19 protein-coding genes and 2 pseudogenes are annotated in these 19,001 nt (G+C 73.3%); 13 read left to right on the top strand and 8 right to left on the bottom strand.

Annotated elements, in window-relative coordinates; all coding sequences use genetic code 11:
• Nucleotides 1-372: 372 nt before the first annotated feature.
• Nucleotides 373-1,134 (bottom strand): FadR/GntR family transcriptional regulator, encoded by a 762-nt coding sequence (locus DLJ47_RS08260; protein ID WP_233257722.1) that lies wholly within the window; start codon nt 1,132-1,134, stop codon nt 373-375.
• Between the two features lie 137 nt (nt 1,135-1,271).
• Here DLJ47_RS08260 and DLJ47_RS08255 point away from each other — a divergent pair, with 137 nt between their 5' ends.
• The 8 genes from DLJ47_RS08255 (at nt 1,272) to DLJ47_RS08220 (ending at nt 8,947) form a co-directional block, all read left to right on the top strand.
• Nucleotides 1,272-2,561, top strand: a complete 1,290-nt coding sequence (locus tag DLJ47_RS08255) for an ABC transporter substrate-binding protein (RefSeq protein WP_233257721.1) — start codon at nt 1,272-1,274, stop codon at nt 2,559-2,561.
• Between the two features lie 77 nt (nt 2,562-2,638).
• Nucleotides 2,639-3,586, top strand: a complete 948-nt coding sequence (locus DLJ47_RS08250) for a carbohydrate ABC transporter permease (RefSeq protein WP_199235748.1) — start codon at nt 2,639-2,641, stop codon at nt 3,584-3,586.
• Entirely contained in the window at nt 3,583-4,398 is an 816-nt protein-coding gene (locus DLJ47_RS08245; RefSeq protein WP_109899462.1) for a carbohydrate ABC transporter permease, read from the top strand. The genes DLJ47_RS08250 and DLJ47_RS08245 overlap by 4 nt, the downstream gene beginning before the upstream one ends.
• A 4-nt stretch (nt 4,399-4,402) precedes the next feature.
• The gene (dgoD, locus tag DLJ47_RS08240) at nt 4,403-5,551 is read left to right on the top strand and encodes a galactonate dehydratase (RefSeq protein ID WP_109899461.1); all 1,149 of its coding nucleotides are present in this window, start codon (nt 4,403-4,405) and stop codon (nt 5,549-5,551) included.
• Nucleotides 5,552-5,555: 4 nt separating this feature from the next.
• Complete coding sequence (locus DLJ47_RS08235; RefSeq protein WP_109899460.1) at nt 5,556-6,194, top strand: bifunctional 4-hydroxy-2-oxoglutarate aldolase/2-dehydro-3-deoxy-phosphogluconate aldolase; 639 nt, start codon at nt 5,556-5,558, stop codon at nt 6,192-6,194.
• Nucleotides 6,191-7,144, top strand: a complete 954-nt coding sequence (locus tag DLJ47_RS08230; RefSeq protein ID WP_109899459.1) for a sugar kinase — start codon at nt 6,191-6,193, stop codon at nt 7,142-7,144. The genes DLJ47_RS08235 and DLJ47_RS08230 overlap by 4 nt, the downstream gene beginning before the upstream one ends.
• Nucleotides 7,072-8,409 carry a D-mannonate dehydratase ManD gene (gene manD, locus DLJ47_RS08225; RefSeq protein ID WP_255562294.1) on the top strand — a complete coding sequence of 446 codons (1,338 nt, stop codon included), beginning with the start codon at nt 7,072-7,074 and terminating at the stop codon, nt 8,407-8,409. The genes DLJ47_RS08230 and manD overlap by 73 nt, the downstream gene beginning before the upstream one ends.
• Nucleotides 8,399-8,947, top strand: coding sequence for a gluconokinase (locus DLJ47_RS08220; protein WP_109899457.1), 549 nt, complete (start codon nt 8,399-8,401; stop codon nt 8,945-8,947). Before manD ends, DLJ47_RS08220 begins: the two co-directional genes overlap by 11 nt.
• Nucleotides 8,948-8,957: 10 nt before the next feature.
• Here DLJ47_RS08220 and DLJ47_RS08215 read toward each other — a convergent pair whose 3' ends face one another.
• Nucleotides 8,958-9,377, bottom strand: a complete 420-nt coding sequence (locus DLJ47_RS08215; protein ID WP_109899456.1) for a YchJ family protein — start codon at nt 9,375-9,377, stop codon at nt 8,958-8,960.
• A gap of 122 nt (nt 9,378-9,499) precedes the next feature.
• Between DLJ47_RS08215 and DLJ47_RS36215 the strand changes: the two genes are divergently transcribed.
• The 4 genes and pseudogenes from DLJ47_RS36215 to DLJ47_RS08205 all read left to right on the top strand — a co-directional run bounded on the left by DLJ47_RS36215 (nt 9,500) and on the right by DLJ47_RS08205 (nt 12,605).
• Nucleotides 9,500-10,132 carry a hypothetical protein gene (locus tag DLJ47_RS36215; protein ID WP_199235747.1) on the top strand — a complete coding sequence of 211 codons (633 nt, stop codon included), beginning with the start codon at nt 9,500-9,502 and terminating at the stop codon, nt 10,130-10,132.
• A gap of 421 nt (nt 10,133-10,553) precedes the next feature.
• Nucleotides 10,554-10,865, top strand: a pseudogene (locus tag DLJ47_RS36710) (PA domain-containing protein); the annotation flags it as partial.
• A 90-nt stretch (nt 10,866-10,955) separates the two neighbouring features.
• Nucleotides 10,956-11,693: pseudogene (locus DLJ47_RS36210) on the top strand (M28 family peptidase); the annotation flags it as partial.
• Between the two features lie 294 nt (nt 11,694-11,987).
• Nucleotides 11,988-12,605, top strand: a complete 618-nt coding sequence (locus DLJ47_RS08205) for a DsbA family protein (RefSeq protein ID WP_109899454.1) — start codon at nt 11,988-11,990, stop codon at nt 12,603-12,605.
• Nucleotides 12,606-12,915: 310 nt separating this feature from the next.
• Here the strand turns inward: DLJ47_RS08205 and DLJ47_RS08200 are convergent, their stop codons facing one another.
• Entirely contained in the window at nt 12,916-13,683 is a 768-nt protein-coding gene (locus DLJ47_RS08200; protein WP_109899453.1) for an SGNH/GDSL hydrolase family protein, read from the bottom strand.
• Between the two features lie 103 nt (nt 13,684-13,786).
• Between DLJ47_RS08200 and DLJ47_RS08195 the strand changes: the two genes are divergently transcribed.
• Nucleotides 13,787-14,497, top strand: coding sequence for an MBL fold metallo-hydrolase (locus tag DLJ47_RS08195; protein ID WP_109899452.1), 711 nt, complete (start codon nt 13,787-13,789; stop codon nt 14,495-14,497).
• A gap of 12 nt (nt 14,498-14,509) precedes the next feature.
• On the opposite strand, the gene DLJ47_RS08190 is transcribed toward DLJ47_RS08195, so the two are convergent.
• The 5 genes from DLJ47_RS08190 to DLJ47_RS08170 form a co-directional block, all read right to left on the bottom strand.
• Nucleotides 14,510-15,619, bottom strand: a complete 1,110-nt coding sequence (locus tag DLJ47_RS08190; RefSeq protein ID WP_109899467.1) for a magnesium and cobalt transport protein CorA — start codon at nt 15,617-15,619, stop codon at nt 14,510-14,512.
• An 86-nt stretch (nt 15,620-15,705) separates the two neighbouring features.
• Nucleotides 15,706-16,326 carry a class F sortase gene (locus DLJ47_RS08185; protein ID WP_109899451.1) on the bottom strand — a complete coding sequence of 207 codons (621 nt, stop codon included), beginning with the start codon at nt 16,324-16,326 and terminating at the stop codon, nt 15,706-15,708.
• 87 nt (nt 16,327-16,413) lie between these two features.
• On the bottom strand, nt 16,414-16,899 hold the full coding sequence (locus tag DLJ47_RS08180) for a hypothetical protein (protein WP_109899450.1): 486 nt from the start codon (nt 16,897-16,899) through the stop codon (nt 16,414-16,416).
• A gap of 248 nt (nt 16,900-17,147) precedes the next feature.
• Complete coding sequence (locus DLJ47_RS08175) at nt 17,148-17,825, bottom strand: response regulator (protein WP_109899449.1); 678 nt, start codon at nt 17,823-17,825, stop codon at nt 17,148-17,150.
• Nucleotides 17,822-18,985 carry a sensor histidine kinase gene (locus tag DLJ47_RS08170; RefSeq protein ID WP_109899448.1) on the bottom strand — a complete coding sequence of 388 codons (1,164 nt, stop codon included), beginning with the start codon at nt 18,983-18,985 and terminating at the stop codon, nt 17,822-17,824. Before DLJ47_RS08170 ends, DLJ47_RS08175 begins: the two co-directional genes overlap by 4 nt.
• Nucleotides 18,986-19,001: the final 16 nt, after the last annotated feature.

The following is a 19,001-nucleotide window of genomic DNA, read 5'->3' as shown; positions in this document are numbered from 1 at the left end:
GGGCTGCTGCGGCCGGGGTCGTCAGGTCGGCCGGGGCGGCGGGCTCGGTGGCCTGGGCGCGGGCGAGCAGTTGCCGGCGGGCGGTGGTGTAGCTCTCGCCGGTCTTGGCCATCCGGCTGCGGACCCGGGCCTTGAAGGTGCGCTGATGCGTCATCACATGCTCCCTGTCAACGGCACGGCCGCAGGGACTCACGCTCCCGTCGACCGCGCCGGAGAAGGCATGTGGCACGGCATCCCGAGAACACCAGGTTCCCTTTGCCTCCGCGGGGCCGGCGGCGTGAGCACCGGTAAGGAGGTGGGGCGCGGGACGGCGCCGCCACCAGCATACGCGGGCGGATGGAGCTTCGGGAGGGACGCGCGGAAGGGGCGTGGTCAGGAGCCGTCCGGCTCGCCGCTCTGCTCCCAGATCGACTTCATCTCGTCGAACGCCTGCTCCATGAGCTGCACCATCGCCCGCCGGGCGCGTTCGCCGTCGTGCCGCTGGATCGCCGCGGCGACGTCGGCGTGCAGCTGGAGGGCCTCGTCGCTCGGGTGGTGCGGCATCAGGTGGTGCTTGTGCCGGCCGGTGAGCACCTCGGCGATCAGGTCCTGCAACCGGACGAACATCTCGTTACCGGACGCGACCAGCACCCGCCGGTGGAACTCGATGTCGAGGCTCAGGAAGCGCTCCTCGTCGCCGGCCTTGCCGGCGGCCCACATCTTCGCCGCGAGCCCGACCAGGTCGCTCGCCTCGTCGTGGTCGGCCCGGCTGGCGGCCAGCCAGGCGGCGTGCGGCTCGACAGCGGTACGCAGCTCGGTGATCGACCGGAGCTGGGTGATCCGCCCGGCCGAGGCGAGCCGCCAGCGGATCACCTGCGGGTCGAAGACGTTCCAGTCGTTCGCCGGCCGGATCATCACCCCGACCCGGCGGCGGGTCTCGATGAACCCGATGGAGGCGAGGACGCGCAGCACCTCGCGGATCACCGAGCGGGACACCGCGTACCGGTCGACCAGCTCGTCGATGTTGAGGACCGCCCCGGGGGCCGGGTCGCCGCCGCAGATGGCCGTGCCGAGGTGGTCGAGGACACGTGCGTGCAGCCCGGCCTCGGCAGGGGCGTTCTGGGCGGCTGCGCCCCCGGAGGAGTACCGTTCCACGCCACGGATCATATCAGTTAGATCAACCTCTTGAATAAGTCCGCTTTTTCGGCCTAGCATCCCGACGTTAAGCGGATGTAAACACCGAGGTAGCGCCCTAGCCAGGGCAGCGACCGGGGACAGAAGGAGAGACAAGCGTGCGACGTCGATCAATAATCGGCACTTCTCTGGCCGTGGTCGCCGCCATGGGCCTGTCCGCCTGCGGCGGCGGGGACGACGGCGGCAGCGGATCGAACACCCTCCGGGTGACGCTGGTCAACCACGTCTGGACGGAGAACATCAAGCAGGCCCTGCCGGAGTTCGAGAAGCAGACCGGCCTCAAGGTCGAGGTGACCCAGCTCGGCGAGGACCAGCTGTCGGACCAGTACAACGTCAAGCTGAACGCCGGGTCCACCGACCTGGACGTGATGATGTACCGGCCGCTGCAGGAGGGGAAGCTGTTCGCCAAGAACAAGTACCTCGCCGACCTGACCGACAAGGCCAAGTCGGACGGCGCCTTCGAGTTCAGCGACTTCCAGGCCGGCCCGGTGCAGGCCACCTCGTACGAGGACAAGCTGGTCGGCGTGCCGATCATCACCGAGCAGGAGGTCCTCTACTACCGCAAGGACCTGCTGGAGAAGTCCGGCTTCACCGCCCCGCCGAAGACCCTTGACGAGCTCAAGGCGCAGGCGGCCAAGGTCGAGGCCGACAACCCGGGTGTCGCCGGCTTCGTGGCCCGTACCGGCAAGTCCGCCGCGGTCACCCAGTTCTCCAGCTTCCTTTACAGCTTCGGCGGCGACTTCGTCGACGCCAGCGGCAAGGCGTCGGTCAACACCGAGCAGGCCAAGCAGGCGTACGCCTACTACGGCGGGCTGCTGCGCGACCACGGCCCGGAGAACATCAGCACCGACATGAGCTGGTCCGAGGCGATGGCGATCTTCACCCAGGGCAAGGCGGCCTTCTACACCGAGGCCAACTCGCTCTACAAGAACGCCACCGACCCGGCCAAGTCGAAGGTCTCCGACACCGTCGGCTTCGCCACCTTCCCGGCCGGCCCGGCCGGCTCGAAGCCGTACAACGTCCCGTCCTGGGCGCTCGGCATCAACGACGCGTCGAAGAACAAGGACAACGCCTGGAAGTTCATCCAGTGGGCGGCCGGCAAGGACCAGTCGCTGGCGCAGCAGAAGGCCGGCGTCCCCGGCGCCCGCGCCTCCGTCTGGGCGAACCCGGAGGGCACCTCGACCTACCCGAAGGACCTCGCCGAGGCCACCGCGGTCAGCACCACCAACGGCATCGGCCACGACCGTCCGCTGGTCGTGAAGGTCGCCGAGGCCCGGGAGATCGTCGGTCAGCCGATCGTCGACGCGATCACCGGCAAGGACGCGGCCGCCTCGGCGGACGCGGCGAACGAGAAGTTCCAGAAGTTCCTCGACGACGAGGCGAAGTAGTCCGACCGCGGGGTGGTGGGGCCGACCGGCTCCGCCACCCCGCGCCGGGACCCTGGCCCTGATCACCCGGAGACCCCATGTCAGTCGTCACCACCCCAGCCACCAGATCGCCCGCGGCCCCGTCCGGGCCGTCCGAATCGGCCTGGTCGCGCTGGGCCAACGCGCACCGCAAGTGGCTCTTCGCGGCACCCGCCATGGCGTTCGTCGCCGTGCTGATCGTCTTCCCGGTGGCGTGGACCGGGTACCTGAGCCTCACCGACGCCGAGGGTTCGGTCCGCGCCGAGAGCGAGTTCATCGGCTTCCAGAACTACCTGGACGTGCTCTCCGACACCGACCGGTTCTGGCCGGCGGTGTGGCGCACCGTCCTGTTCACCGGCGTCGTGCTCCTGGTCGAGGTCGTCCTCGGCATGGCGATCGCCCTGCTGCTGTGGCGGCCCTTCCGCGGTGAGAAGTGGGTCCGGGTCGCCATCCTGCTGCCGCTGGTGGCCACCCCGGTCGCGGTCGGCATGATGTGGCGACTGATCTTCGACCCCAACATCGGCATGGCCAACCAGCTGCTGAGCTGGGTGGGGATCGGCCCGCAGCCCTGGCTGTCCGGGCAGAGCTCGGCCCTGCCGACGACGATGTTCATCGACATCTGGCAGTGGACCCCGATGGTCGTGCTGATCCTGCTCGCCGGCCTGACCTCGCTGTCGGACGAGCCCCAGGAGGCGGCGCTGATCGACGGCGCCAGCACCTGGCAGCGGTTCCGGCACGTCACCCTGCCGCTGCTGATGCCGACCGTGATCGTCGCGGTCCTGCTGCGCGGCATCGACGCGCTGAAGACCTTCGACATCCTCTACGCGACCAAGGGTCGCGGCGGCGGGTCGTTCCACGAGGTGGAGACGCTCAACGTCTACGCCTACGGGCTGAGCTTCGACTACAACGACTACGGCGTCTCGTCGACCGTCCTGATCATCTTCTTCCTGATCATCATCGGGGTGATGTGGGCCCTGACCTACCGCAAGAAGGGGCTGGAGCGATGAAGCCGAGCAGGCCGTTCAAGGCGTTCCGGGCGGTGGCGCTGGTCGTCGTGGTGTTCTCGCTGATCGCCCCGCTGATCTGGATGATCCTCGCGTCGCTGAAGACCAACGTCGACATCTACGACACCGCGAAGGCGTTCTCCTTCTCGCCCACGCTGGACAACTACGGCACCGTGCTGGAGCAGGCGAACTACGTCCAGTTCATCGGCAACAGCCTCTGGGTGGCGTTCGCGGCCACCGTGCTGTCGCTGATCCTCGGTGTGCCCGCCGCGTACTCGATGAGCCGGTTCAACATGAAGAAGTCGGCGCTCGTCGTGCTGATGGCCCGGGTCATCCCCGGCGTCTCGCTGCTGGTGCCCTGGTACTACGTCTTCTCGAACCTGCAGATGGTCGGCGGCTACACCGTGCTGATCCTCAGCCACATGTTCGTGTCGCTGCCGCTGATCGTCTACATCATGATGGGCTACTTCGACGGCCTGCCCACCGAGCTCGAAGAGGCGGCCCTGGTCGACGGGCTGACCCACATCGGCGCGTTCCGGCGGATCACCCTGCCGCTGTCGGTGCCCGGTGTGGCCACCGCGGGCATCCTGTCGTTCATCTTCTCCTGGAACAACTTCATGTTCGCCCTGGTGCTCTCCGGCGCCGACACCAAGACGCTGCCGGTGGCGATCTTCGACTTCGTCGGCTACGCCAGCATCGACTGGGGCGGCCTGATGGCGGCGGCCACGGTGGTCACCGTGCCGATCATGGTGATCGCGCTGTTCGTGCAGAAGTACATCGTCTCCGGCCTCACCGCCGGCGCCACGAAGGGCTGAGGCCATGACGACGATCGCACGGGTGGAGACCTTCCTCGTCGCGCCCCGCTGGCTCTTCGTCCGGGTGGAGACCACCGACGGGATCGTCGGCTGGGGCGAGGCCACCTGCGAGGGCCGCTCGGAGACCGTCCGCACCGCCGTCGAACAGCTCAGCGAGCTGCTGATCGGCCAGGACGCGTTGCGCATCGAGGACCACTGGCAGGTGATGACCAAGGGCTCGTTCTACCGCGGCGGGCCGATCCTGGCCAGCGCGGTCGCCGGGCTCGACCAGGCGCTCTGGGACATCGCCGGGAAGCACTTCGGCGCGCCGGTGCACCAGCTGTTCGGCGGCCCGGTCCGGGACCGGATCCGGGTCTACGGCTGGGTCGGCGGCGACGAGCCCGCCGAGGTCCGCGACCAGATCAGCGCCGCCGTCGAGAGCGGCCTGACCGCTGTGAAGATGAACGCGTCCGGGAAGATGAGCCCGGTCGCCTCGGTCGCCGAGCTCGACGGCGTGGTCCGGCGGGTGGCCGCCGCCCGCGAGGTGCTCGGCGACGAGCGGGACGTGGCGGTCGACTTCCACGGCCGGTTCAGCCTGGCCAGCGCCCGGCGGGTCGCCCCGCTGCTGGAGCAGTTCCGGCCGTTCTTCCTCGAGGAGCCGGTGGTGCCGGAGAACTCGCACCTGATCGGCGAGTTCGTCCGCTCCACCACCACCCCGGTGTCCACCGGGGAGCGGCTCTACAACCGGCAGGAGTTCCTGCCGGTGCTCCAGGCCGGCATCGCGGTCGCCCAGCCGGACCTGTCGCACGCCGGCGGCATCACCGAGGTGCGCAAGATCGCCGCGCTGGCCGAGGTGTACGACGTGCAGCTCGCCCCGCACTGCCCGCTCGGGCCGATCGCCCTGGCCGCCTGCCTCCAGGTCGGGTTCGCCACCCCGAACTACCTGATCCAGGAACAGAGCATCGGCATCCACTACAACCTCGGCGCCGAGGTGCTCGACTACTGCCTCGACAAGACCCCGCTGACCTTCGTCGACGGCTACGTCGAGCGGCTCACGGCGCCCGGCCTCGGCATCGAGATCGACGAACACGCGGTGCGGACGGCCGACAAGCGCGGCCACGCCTGGCGCAGCCCGACCTGGCGGCACCGCGACGGCTCCTACGCGGAATGGTGATCACATGACCGTCAACCTCACCGCCGAACTCGCCGACGCCCGCATCCTCGCGGTCATCCGCGGCACCGACACCGCCGGCGCGATCGCCGCCGGCACCGCCCTGCTCGAAGAGGGCGTACGCCTGGTCGAGGTGGCCCTCACCACGCCGGACGCACCGCGCGCCATCGAGGCGCTGCGCGCGGCGGCGCCCGCCGGCTCCCTGGTCGGCGCCGGCACCGTGCTCACCGCCGCCGACGTCGCCGACGTGGTCGCCGCGGGCGCCCAGTTCGTGGTCACGCCGGCCGTGGTCGAGTCGATCGCCGAGGCGGCCCGCCGGGGCGTCCCGGTCGCCGCCGGTGCGTTCACCCCGACCGAGGCGTACACCGCGATGCGGATGGGAGCCTCGGCGATCAAGCTCTTCCCGGCCTCGGTCGGCGGCCCGGCGTACCTCAAGGCGGTGCGCGACCCGTTCCCGGACATCCCGTTCGTCGCGGTCGGCGGCGTCGGCCTGGCCGACGTGCCCGGCTACTTCCGGGCCGGCGCGATCGCGGTCGGCCTCGGTGGCCCGCTGGTCGGCGACGCCGCCTCCGGCGGCGACCTGGCCGCCCTGCGGGAGCGCGCGCGCACCTACCTCGCCGCCGTGCAGGAGTCGACCGGATCATGACCGCCCCGGACCTGCTCACCTTCGGCGAGGCGATGGTGTCGCTGCGCTCGGCCGGCCCGCTCGCCGCCGGGGGATCGCTGACCATGCACCTGGCCGGCGCCGAGTCCAACGTGGCCGTGGGGGTGGCCCGGCTGGGTCACCGGGCCGCCTGGGTCGGCCGGGTCAGCGGCGACGAGTTCGGCGAGTACACGCTGCGGCAGTTGCGCGCCGAGGGCGTCGACGTGGGCGGCGTCAGCCGGGACGCGGACCGGCCGACCGGGCTGATGTTCCTGGAGCAGCGCACCGCCGACCTGACCCGGGTGCAGTACCACCGCGCCGGATCGGCGGCCTCCGCGCTGCGCGTCGACGACCTGCGGGCGCCGCTGGCCGCCGGCGCGCGGATGCTGCACCTGACCGGGATCACCCCGGCGCTGTCCGACACCGCCCGGGAGGCCACCCGGTGGGCGGCCGAGGCCGCCGCCGCGGCCGGCGTCCCGGTCTGCCTGGACGTCAACTACCGGGCCCGGCTCTGGTCCCGGGAGAGCGCCCGCGCGGTGCTCACCCCGCTGGCCGGGTACGCCGCCATCGTCATCGCCTCCGCCGACGAGCTGGACCTCGTCGGCGAACCGGGCGCGGACGAGTCCACCGTGGTCGCCGAACTGTTCCGCCGGGGCGTGCACACCGTCCTGGTCAAGCTGGGCGCCGACGGCGCCCGGGCGCACACCCCCGCCGGGGTCCAGCACGTCGGGACGCTGACCGTGACCGCCGTCGACCCCGTCGGCGCCGGGGACGCGTTCACCGCGGGATACCTGTCCGGCTGGTTCGACGGGCTCGACCTGCCCGGTCGACTCCGCCGGGCGGCCACCCTCGGCGCCTTCGCCGTCTCCACCAGGGGCGACTGCGAAGGACTGCCCCGCCGGGAGGAACTGTCCCTTCTCGAGGGCCACGAGACCGGAAGCGTCCTCCGTTAGCCGCCGCCACACCCCGTGCAGAAAGGCACCACCCCGTGAAGATCACCGCAGCGGACGTCATCGTCACCAGCCCGGACCGCAACTTCGTCACCCTCAAGATCACCACGGACGAGGGCATCGTCGGCCTGGGTGACGGCACGCTCAACGGCCGGGAACTGTCCGTCGCCTCGTACCTGCGCGACCACGTCGTCCCGCTGCTGATCGGCCGGGACCCGCACCGCATCGAGGACACCTGGCAGTTTTTGTACCGCTCGGCGTACTGGCGGCGCGGGCCGGTCACCATGGCGGCCATCGCCGCCGTCGACGTGGCCCTGTGGGACATCAAGGCCAAGGCCGCAGGCATGCCGCTCTACCAGCTGCTGGGCGGCGCGTCGCGCACCGGCATCATGGCGTACGGGCACGCGTCCGGCCGGGACCTGCCGGAGCTGTTCGACTCGATCCGCCGGCACCTCGACGAGGGTTACCGGTCCATCCGGGTGCAGACCTCGGTGCCGGGCATCAACGCCGTCTACGGGGTGGCCGCCCAGCCCAGCGCCGACGGTAAGCGCTACGACTACGAGCCGGCGCAGCGCATCCCGCTGCCCGCCGAGGAGGACTGGGACACCCGGGCCTACCTGCGCCACCTGCCCGGCGTCTTCGAGGCGGTGCGCAACGAGTTCGGCCCGGAACTGCCGCTGCTGCACGACGGCCACCACCGGATGACCCCGATCCAGGCCGCCAAGCTCGGCAAGGCGCTGGAGCCGTACGACCTGTTCTGGCTGGAGGACTGCACCCCGGCGGAGAACCAGGAGGCGCTGCGGCTGGTCCGCCAGCACACCACCACCCCGCTGGCCATCGGCGAGGTCTTCAACACCGTCTGGGACTACCAGACCCTGATCCGCGAGCAGCTCATCGACTACGTCCGGTCGGCGGTCACCCACACCGGCGGCATCACCGCCATGCGCAAGCTGCTCGACTTCGCCGCGCAGTACCAGATCAAGTCCGGCATCCACGGCCCCACCGACATCTCGCCGGTCGGCATGGCCGCCGCCCTGCACCTGGACCTGGCGATCCACAACTTCGGCATCCAGGAGTACATGCGGCACGGCCCGCTCACCAACGAGGTGTTCCGGCAGTCGTTCACCTTCACCGACGGCTACCTGCACCCGGGTGAGCAGCCGGGCATCGGCGTGGAGCTCGACGAGACGGCCGCCGCGAAGTTCCCGTACCAGCCGGCCTACCTGCCGTTCAACCGGCTCAAGGACGGCACCGTCCATGACTGGTGAGCGGCCGCCGGCCCCGGCCGGCACCACCCGGCACGTGGTCGTGATGGGGGTGTCCGGGGCCGGCAAGACCACCGTGGCCCGGGGCATCGCCGCGCGCACCGGGCTGACCTTCGCCGAGGCCGACGAATTCCACCCACCGGCCAACGTGGAGCGGATGCGGGCCGGCGTGCCGCTGGACGACGCCGCGCGCCAGCCCTGGCTGCGCGAGCTGGCGGCCTGGATGGCCGCCCGGGCCGCCGAGGGCGTCTCCACGGTGCTGGCCTGCTCGGCGCTGCGCCGGTCCTACCGCGACGTGCTCCGGCAGGGACCGCCGCAGGTGGAGTTCGTGCACCTGGACGGGCCGGCCGAGATGATCCGGGAACGGCTGTCCCAGCGGGCCGGGCACTACATGCCGGCCAGCCTGCTGGAGTCGCAGCTGGCCACGCTGGAGCAGCCCGACCCGGACGAGGCGGTCCTGGTGCTCGACGTGTCGCTGACGCCGGAGGAACTGGTCGAGGCGGCGGTCGGCAAGCTCGGCCTGCCCCGGGTCACCGACTGACCCGCCCGGGTCAGTCGGGCAGCGCGTCGAGATAGACCCAGCGGCCGTCCTCGCGGACGAAGCGGCTGCGCTCGGCCACCGTGCCGGAGCGCCCGCCGTGCCGGTAGTGGGCGCGGAACTCGACGGTGCCGGTGGTGTCGAAGAGACCGCCCCGGTCGGTGCCGACCACGTCGAGCCGGAGCCAGCGCTGGCCGGGGTCGAGAGCCAGCCGGGCCGGCCGGGTCGAGGAGTGCCAGCTGCGCAGCAGGTAGCCGGCGTCGCCGCGGGCGAACGCGCTGAACCGGGAGCGCATCAGCGCCTCGGCGGTCGCCGCGGCCGCGGCACCCCGGTGCAGCGGGCCGCAGCAGTCCACGTACGCCGCACCCGAGCCGCACGGGCACGGCCCGGCCGGGTCGGGCGCGGCGGTACGGCGGGCGTCAGGTCGCGGCATCAGGTCATTCTGGCCCACCGCCGGGCCGGCCCCGGACCGGGCCGCCGGCAGTCCCGGAAGCGGCGTCGCGCCGGCCCCGGTACCCGCGCGGGCGGGCCGGTGCGGCGACCGGTCAGCCGGTCGTGCGGGCGCCGCGCCGGGTGCCGTACGACTCCATCGTGGTCTTCCTGGTCGCCGTCTTCCTCGCCGGCGCCGTCGTCGTCGCGCGGGACCGGCTCGCCGCGGCCTTCTTCGCCGGCGCCTTCTTCGCCGCCGCCTTGGTGCCCGGCGCCTTCGCCGGCGCCGTCGTGCCGGGCGCCTTCGCGGCCGTCGCCGACACCCGGGGCCGCCGGGTGGGGGCGGACGTGGCCGAGGTGTCCGTCTTCCGCGCGGCGCGGGCCGTGGTCGGCGTGGGTTTCCCGCCCGGTGTCTTGGCCGCGCTCGTCCCGGTCGCCCGCTTCGTGGCCGCCGCGACCTTCTTCGCCGCCGCCTTCCGGTTCAGCGGGCCCCCGTGGGGCCCGCCGGTCGCCCTGCTGGTGCCACCGCTGGATCTGGCCGCCATCGTCCCTCCTCACGGATCCGCCCTGCCCGCCGTCGATGGCGGGACGGGTGCTGACCGGCCGGCGCGGGCCGACGACCCGCCCCGGCGCGACGGTCTTCCCGAGGCCCCGGCCGCCAAACGCCGGCCGGCGCTCGGGCGTCCGGCCCACCCGGACGGTACGCCCGGACCTTCCACCGGCAGTGATCGGCGTCTACATTCCAGGCACCCGGCGTGACCAGGCCGTCACGCCATTTCCCCCTTTCGAGGAGGTGCGGCACATCGTGGTGTCACTCCGCAAGGCGCTCGGCGGCGTCACCGCCGGCGTGGTCGTCGCAACCATCGCCCTGGCCGGCCCGGCCCAGGCCGAGCCCAACAACAACTCCGTCCGAAAACTCACCAAGGCGGTCACGCTGAAGGGCGTGCTGCGTCACCTCGACGCGTTCCAGGCCATCGCCGACGCCAACGGCGGCACCCGGGCCTCCGGCACTCCCGGCTACGACGCCAGCGCCGACTACGTGGCGGGCCTGCTCAGCCGGGCCGGCTACCGGGTGACCCGGCAGCCCTTCGACTTCGCCTACTACGAGGAGTACGGCTCGTCGTTCGCCCGGATCGCGCCGGACCCGACGACGTACGTCTCCGGGACCGACTACGACCTGATGACGTACTCCGGCCCGGGCACCGCCGAGGGTGCCGTGGTGCCGGTCGACCTCAACCTGGCCGCCCCGGCGGCGTCCACCTCCGGCTGCGAGGCCGCCGACTTCGCCGGCCTCGCCATGACCGGCCGGATCGCCCTGCTGCAGCGCGGCGGCTGCGGCTTCGGCGTCAAGGCCAACAACGCGGCGGCGGCCGGCGCGGTCGGCGCGGTGATGATGAACCAGGGCGACGGTACGCCGGAGGCCAACCCGGACCGGTTCGCGCTCTTCTCCGGCACGCTCAGCGCCCCGGTGCCGATCCCGGTCGTCTCGGTGTCCTACTTCCGTGGCGTGGAGTTCGCCGGCACCGCCGGCCTGGTCGTCCGGATCACCGCGGACACCGAGTCGGAGATGCGCCGCACCGAGAACGTCATCGCCGAGTCCCGGCACGGCCGCACGGACAACGTGGTGATGGCCGGTGCCCACCTGGACTCGGTGCCCGAGGGGCCGGGGATCAACGACAACGGCACCGGCAGCGCCGCGATCCTCGAGGTGGCGTTGCGGATGGCGAAGGTGAAGCCGAACAACGCGGTGCGGTTCGCCTGGTGGGGCGCGGAGGAGCGGAACCTGCTCGGCTCGACCCACTACGTCAACACGCTCACCCCGGCGCAGCGGGCCGACATCGCCCTCTACCTCAACTTCGATATGATCGGCTCGCCGAACTACATGTTCGGCGTCTACGACGGCGACGACTCGGCGGGGGTCGGCTCCGGTCCCGGTCCGGCCGGCTCGGCCGAGATCGAGGACGTCTTCGAGGCGTTCTACGCCGCGCGCGGGCTGCCTACCGTGCCGGCGGACTTCACCGGCCGCTCCGACTACGGCCCGTTCATCGCCGCCGGGGTGGACATCCCGGCCGGCGGTCTGTTCACCGGAGCGGAGGGCCGCAAGACCGCGGCCGAGGCGGAACTGTTCGGCGGGGTGGCCGGGGTCTCCTACGACCCCTGCTACCACCAGGCGTGCGACAGCCGCACCCCGGTGGCCGACGGCGCCGACGCGGCCCTGTACGCCACCCTCGACGCCGAGTACGACCTGCGCGGCAACGTGAACACGTACGCGCTGGACGTGAACAGCGACGCGGTCGCCACTGCGGTGCTCACGTTCGCGTACGACACCTCGGCGGTCAACGGGGAGCCCCGCGCGCCGGGCCGGTCGCACGACGCCGGGCGCAGCGCCGATGTGCACGGCGAACCGACGGCGTGAGCCGACGCCGGGCCGGGCCTGCCGCACGGCGGGCCCGGCCCGGCGCGGTCACGGGTGGTGGCGGTCTGCTCGGGTGGCTGGCGGCCGGGCACGATTGGACCAGGAAACGGGACGCGGATCGGCACTGCCGGGGAGCCAATCCGGCCGGCAGGGTGGGGGACGACCATCGACCCGACCGGAAGGACCGGAACACCCACCATGACGACGACCGCCGACATGTGGTTCGACCCGCGCTGCCCCTGGGCCTGGAACGCCTCCCGCTGGCTGCTGGAGGTGGAGCGGGTCCGGGCGGTCAGCGTCCGGTTCCACGTGATGAGCCTGTCCGTGCTCAACGAGGGCCGCGACGGGCTGGAGGAGTGGTACCAGGAGTGGCTCAAGCCGGGGATGGGCCCGGTGCGGGTCGCCGTCGCCGCCGAGCAGAAGTACGGCAACGAGGTGCTGCGCGACCTCTACACGGCGCTCGGCGACCGGATCCACCACGGGCGCGCGCCGATCGGGCCGGAGCTGTACCGGGCGGCGCTGGCGGAGGTGGGGCTGGCCGTCGACCTCGCCGACGCGGCGGAGTCCACCGATCACGACGCGGCGCTGCTGGCCAGCCACCACGCCGGCCTGGAGCCGGTCGGTGAGGACCTGGGCACGCCGACCATCCACGTCACCGCCGACGGCCGGCGGACCGCCTTCTTCGGCCCGGTGGTCGCCCCGATTCCGCGGGGTGAGGCGGCCGGCCGGCTCTGGGACGGGGTGCTCGCGTGCGCCAACACCGACGGGTTCTTCGAGCTCAAGCGGGCCCGTACCCGCCCGCCGATCGAGCGCTGACCCCACCCGGGCGCGGGTGCGCTCCCGTGTCCGCCGCCTGCGCCGGTCTGCGCCGATCGTCGCTGGGCAGGCCCGCTGGTCGACGGCGACCCGGGCGCGTCGCCGTCGGCGTGTCCTGCGACCGGGGCGGGTATCCCCGAGAGGTCTGATACCTGAGAGTCATCATGATGACTCTCAGGTATCGCTGTCGGAACCGGGCGGCACTCGCCGGTGACACCAGCGACCGGCAAGGCAGCGGCGCGGCGGCGCGGCGGACGGTTGACGACCCGGCGTCCGGGGATGGCGCGAGCCGGGGGACGGCGCGACCGGCTCAGGGCAGGTCGACCGGCAGCGGCACCGGGCGCTTGGCCACCCGGTCGTCACCGGAGGACCGGCCGCGCAGGTGCCGGCCCAGCCACGGCAGCAGGTGCCGGCGGGCCCACGCCAGCTCGGCACGGACCACCTCGTGGCGGTGCCGGCGCGGCGCGGCGGCCAGCGGCTGTGACCAGCCGTCGTCGGCGCCGGGCAGGCCGACGGTGTGCGCCAGCGCCGCGGCTATCCGCTCGTGCCCGGCGCTGTTGGCGTGCAACCGGTCGTCGCTCCACAGCCGGGGGTCCGAGGCGACCGGGTGGGCGCCGAGGTCCAGCAGCGTGGCCCCGGTCCGCGCGGTGGCCGCGCGCAGCGCCGCGTTGAGCGCGAGCACCCGGCCGCGCAGCGGGCGGGCCACCGGCATCACCGGCACCGGGTCGGGCAGCGTGAAGGTCAGCACGGTCGCCCCCTGCCCGACCAGGGCGTGCTGCATCGCTTCGACGTCTTCGGCGACCCGGGCGGCGTCGAAGGACGGGCGCAGCACGTCGTTCATGCCGGCCACCACGGTGGCCAGGTCCGGTGCCAGGTCGAGCGCGACCGGCAGCTGCTCGGCCCGGATCCGGGCGGCGGTACGGCCCCGGATGGCCAGGTTCGCGTACTCCAGCCCGCCCTGCGCGCGGGCCACCGCGAGGGCGAACCGGTCCGCCCAGCCCCGGTAGCCACCGTCGCCGTCGGGGTCGTCCAGCCCTTCGGTGGTGCTGTCGCCGATCGCCACGTACCGCCGCCACATCACGGCGCCGAGGGTAGCGAAACGGGTCAGGGTCGGGCCCGCCGTGGTCGCGGCAGGATCCGCGGGACAGCGACGGGCGACGATGGGCCGGTAGACTCGACCGATGGCGCGATCTGCCGCGATTCCGCTCGCCCCCGGGGTCTGGCGCATCCCCACCGCCGGCCGCGCGTTCATCAACTCCTACGCCCTGGCCGACGACGACGGCAGCGTCACCCTCGTCGACTGCGGCGTGAAGCGGGCACCGGCCCGGATCGTGCGCGGGTTGGCCGCGATCGGCCGGACGCCCGCCGACGTCACCCGGATCGTGCTGACCCACGCCCACCCCGACCACGCCGGCGGGGCCGCCGAGGTGGCCCGCCGCACCGGCGCCCCGGTCGCCGTGCACGCCGCCGACGCGGGCTACGCCGAGGCGGGCCAGGCGCCGCCCCGGGACCCGGCGGTCACCGGGGCGCGGCTCTTCGCCCGGCTCCCCGGCGGCCGCTTCCCGGCCGTCGAGGTGGCGCAGCCGCTCGCCGACGGCGACGTGCTGCCGGTCGGCGGCGGCCTGCGCGTGGTGCACACCCCCGGGCACTCGCCGGGGCACGTCTCGCTGCTGCACGAGCCGACCCGGGTGCTGATCACCGGCGACGCGCTGTTCAACGTCGCCGGCGTCCGCTGGCCGGTCAAGCTCTTCTGCACCGACTTCCGGATGACCCAGCGGACGGCGCACGTGCTCGGCGAACTCGACTACGACGTGGCCGCCTTCACCCACGGCCCGGAGATCACCGACAACGCCCGCGAACGCGTCCGTGCCTTCCTCACCCGCCTCCGTTGAGTGCGCGGCGGCTCAGAGCCAGCCGGAGCGGCGGAACAGGCGGTGCAGGGTGAACGCGACCACCGCCATCAGGCCCAGCGCCCCGGCGTACCCGTAGCGCCAGCCCAGCTCCGGCATGTTGGTGAAGTTCATGCCGTAGATGCCGGCGATGCCGGTCTGGGTGGCGGCGATGGCCGCCCACGCCGCGATCTTGCGCATGTCGTTGTTCTGCTCCACGGTCAACTGGGTCAGCCGGGACTGCACGATCGAGGTGAGCAGGTCGTCGTAGGCGGCGACCCGGTCCACGGCCCGGTCCAGCCGGCCGTCCACGTCGACGAACCACCGGTGCAGCCCGCGCGGCGGGCCGTCCGGCCGCGGTTCCAGCAGCAGCGAACGCAGCGGCGCCTGCAACGGCAGCACCGCCCGCTTGAACTCCACCACCTCCCGCTTGAGCTGGTAGAGCTGCTGGATGTCGGCGGACCGGTCCCGGGCGAAGACGTGCTCCTCGGCCCGCTCCAGGTCCCGCTCGACGTGCCCGGCCACCTCCAGGTAGAGGTCCACCATCCGCGAGCAGACCGCGTACGCCACCGCCCACGGCCCCTCGGCCAGCACCGCCGGGCGGCCCTGGATCTCCTCGCGTACCGGGGTCAGCGCGCCGGAGGCGCCGTGCCGGACGGTGATGACGAACCGGTCGCCGAGGAAGACCATGACGTCTCCGGTGTCGATCACCTCGGAGGTGTCGGTCAGCTCGTGCTGCCCGACGTAGCCGGCGGTGCGCAGCACCAGCAGGGTGACGTCGCCGTGCCGCTGCACGGTGGGCCGGTGACCGTCGGCGAGCGCCTGGGCGACGGCGAACTCGTCGAGGCCGAACGTGCGGCCGACGGACGCCATCACCGCCGCGCCGGGGTCGTGCAGGCCGAGCCAGACGAAGGCGTTACGGCCGCGCCGGGCCCGGGCGTACGCGTCGGCGTAGTGCGGCCGGCCCGGTTCGCGGCGGCCGTTGACGTACACCGCGCAGTCCACCACCGCGTCCGGGTTGATCCGCCGGCGGGGCGCCGGGACGGCGGCGGGGGCCGGCCGGCCGAGCAGCCGGGTGACCAGCTCCGTCAGCCGCACCCGGGTCCGTACGGGTTGCTGCTCCACGTCCACCTCCGCGTCGCCGGGCACTGCCCCGACACCGTACGCGGATCATGGCCGGTGTCGGGGCCGGCCGCCGACCGTCGGCGGGGTCACCCCGTCCGGGTGGCGAAGACGACGACGTTGTCGACGTAGTTGCCGCTGCGCTCATCGAACCGGCCGCCGCAGGTGACCAGGCGCAGGCCGGCGGCCGGGTTCGGGCCGTAGACGAGTTCGGCGGGGAACCGGTCCTTCGGGTACGCCGCCACACCGTCCACGGTGAACGTCGCCACGCCGGCGTCGGCGCGGGTGACGCGTACCTCGTCGCCGCGGTGTAGCCGGCCAAGGTCGAAGAAGACGGCCGGGCCGGTGGGGGCGTCCACGTGCCCGACGATCACCGCGTTGCCGGTCTCGCCGGGGCTGACGCCGAGGGAGTACCAGCCGGTCAGGCCGGGCCGGTTCAGGGGCGGCACCTCCAGCACCCCGGCCGCGTCGGCCGCGACGGGCACCACGTCCGCGCGTACGCCGATGGCCGGGACCTCGACCCGGACGGGGTCGGCGCGGGGCAGCGGCGGGAGGCTGGGCGCGGGCCGGGCGGTCACCGGCGCGTCGGCGGCGTCCGGCCGTGGCGGTCGGGTCGGCGCGGCGGTCAGCCCGGACGCGATCAGCCCGAGCCCGGCCGTGCCGAGCAGGCCCACCGCCGCGACGGCCGCACCCGGCCTGTGCCACCACACGTCAGCACCTCCGGGCACGCTCGGTCCGGGTGCCCGCGCCGGTGTCGGCGCGGGCACCCGTTTCAGGGATGGTGTGTGTCTGTCGGGTCAGGCGGCGCCGGCGGGGTGCCGCCGGCGGCGGGCCAGGATGAGAGCGCCGCCCACGGCGGTGCCGAGCAGCGTGGCGCCGGCGGCGAGCGAGCCGGTGCCGTCCGTCGCGTCGCCGCCTCCGGCGGGTGCGCCGCCGATCGGTGTGACGGTGAAGGTGGCGCTGCCGGCCGAGCTGCCGTCGCCGCAGGTGGCGGTGACCGTGTAGGTCCCCAGGGTGAACCCGGCGGTGAAGAGTTCGGCGCTCAGTCCGCCGCCGGCCGCGGCGGTGGTGGACCGGACGTTGATGTCACGGTTGGGACCGGTGACGCGGAAGATCGCGTCGCCGGACTTCGGATTGCAGGTCGTCGCGGTGAGCACGACGGTCCCGCCGACCGGGGTGCTGGCCGGTGACACGATGGTCTCGGCCAGCGCGGCGCCCGGGAGCAGCAGCGTGCCGAGACCCACGCCCACCGCCGCCGATACGAGAACTGTCTTAGCCTTCATACGCGTCTTCCCTCACATTTCGTCCGCTGACTGCGTGGGACGTCGTTCGGGTGGCCAACTCCGTGACTAGCACCGGTGTGCCCAACACTAGGAGGGTTGGGCCCTCGATCCGGTGAAAATGAGAAATCTTCGTTGCCGTCACGTGTCCACCCGGCGGCGGCCGAAGCCGCAGGTGGGAGGCGATACGCGGGACGCGAGCCCCGCGAGGAAAGCCGCCGTTGCGCACTCTCCGCGGCGTACGCCCCGCCTCAGCCGGGACCCCGCCGCCCCGGGCGGACGATGCCGGTCTCGTAGCAGAGCACCACGGCCTGCACCCGGTCGCGCAGCCCCAGCTTCGCCAGGATCCGCTTGACGTGGGTCTTCACGGTCGACTCCTCGATCACCAGCTCGGCGGCGATCTCGGTGTTGGACAGCCCTCGGGCCACCCGTTCCAGCACGTCCCGCTCGCGCGGGGTCAACTCCGCCAGCCGCCAGCGCAGCGCCGGGTCGACCGGCTCGTCGTGGTCGACCATCCGGCTTATCACCGTACGGGTCACCGCGGGGGAGAGCAGCGCCTCACCGCCGGCCACCGTGTGGATCCCGGCGATCAGCTGCTCCGGCCGGGTGCGTTTGAGCACGAACCCGGACGCCCCGGCGCGCAGCGCGCCGAAGACGTAGTCCTCGTCCTCGAAGGTGGTCAGCACCAGCACCCGGGCCCGGCCACCCGCCGCCACGATCTCCCGGGTCGCGCTCACCCCGTCCATCCGGGGCATCCGCACGTCCATCAGCACCACGTCCGGGTCGAGTGCGCGGCTGCGCTCGACCGCCTGCCGCCCGTCGGCGGCCTCGCCGACCACCTCGATGCCGTCGTCGACCGACAGCACCGCGCGCAGGCCGGCGCGCATCAGGTCGTCGTCGTCGACCAGCAACAGCCGCAGCGCGCTCACCGGCCGACCCCGTCGTACGGCAGGCGGGCCCGCAGCCGGAACTCGCCCTGCTCGGCCGCGGTCTCCAGGGTCCCGCCCAGCAGGGTCGCCCGCTCCCGCATACCCACGATGCCGTGCCGCCGCCCCCGCACGCCGGCGGGCGTCGCCGGGGCGGGGTTGCTCACCGCGATCTCCACCGCGTCGGCGCGGAAGTGCACGGCGACCCGCGCCGTGCCGCAGCCGTGCCGGGCGGCGTTGGTCAGCGACTCCTGCAGGATCCGGTAGGCGGCCCAGGAGACACTGCGCGGCAACGCGCGGTCCGGGCCGTTCAGCTCGGCGTCGATGCGCAGCCCGTCGACCCGGTGCCGGTCCAGCAACTCCTCCAGCGCCCCCGGGTCGGCCGGCACGGGTTCGCCGTCGTCGTCGCGCAGCGCCCGTACCAGCCGCTCCATCTCGACGATGGTGCTCCGGGCCACCTCCTCCACGGTGGCGATGGCGCGCAGCGACCGCTGCGGGTCCCGCTCGTGCGTCAGCCGGGCCGCGCCGGCCTGCACCAGGATCACGTTGACCGCGTGGCCGGCGGAGTCGTGCAGCTCCCGGGCGATGCGGGTGCGCTCCTCGGCCACCGCCAGCCGGCGCTCGCGTTCGATCTCCCGGGCGGCGCGGGCGGCCCGCTCCTCCAGCTCGTCGATCCGCTCCCGGCGTACCCGGGACAGCTCGCCGGCCAGCCAGGCGCCCGCGAAGGTCAGCGCCCAGGCGCCGATCCCGGAGACCACCCCGTGGCCGCGGAAGCCGGCCGCGGCGTACGCCCCGGCGGCCACCGGGACGAACGCCCCGACGGCCAGCCGGGCCGCCCAGCGCCGGCCGCGCCGCGGGTCGCCGCCGTACACCGCGGCCAGGGTGTAGATCGCGACGGCGCAGCTGAACGGGAAGTCCAGCGGGTAGCGCAGCACGAGCAGGGCGGCGGTGCCGACGGCGGTGCCGAGGTACGCCGCCAGGGGCGCACGGCGCCGGACCAGCAGCGGCAGGCAGGCCGCGGCGACCAGCGCCACGCCGGTGGCGTCCAGGGCGGTCGCGTCCGGCGACGGCGTGCCGATCCCGTCGAGGACGAGCACCAGCAGCGACGCGGCGAGCACGGACACCGTCACGCCGGCGTCCACCAACTGGTCACGACGGGTCACGACACCGAGGTTAGCG

Origin of the sequence: Micromonospora sp. S4605, assembly GCF_003176715.1 — a bacterium.
Taxonomy (GTDB): domain Bacteria; phylum Actinomycetota; class Actinomycetes; order Mycobacteriales; family Micromonosporaceae; genus Micromonospora; species Micromonospora echinaurantiaca.
Note: the sequence above shows the minus strand (reverse complement) of the source record. Positions and strands in the feature narration are given on the sequence as shown.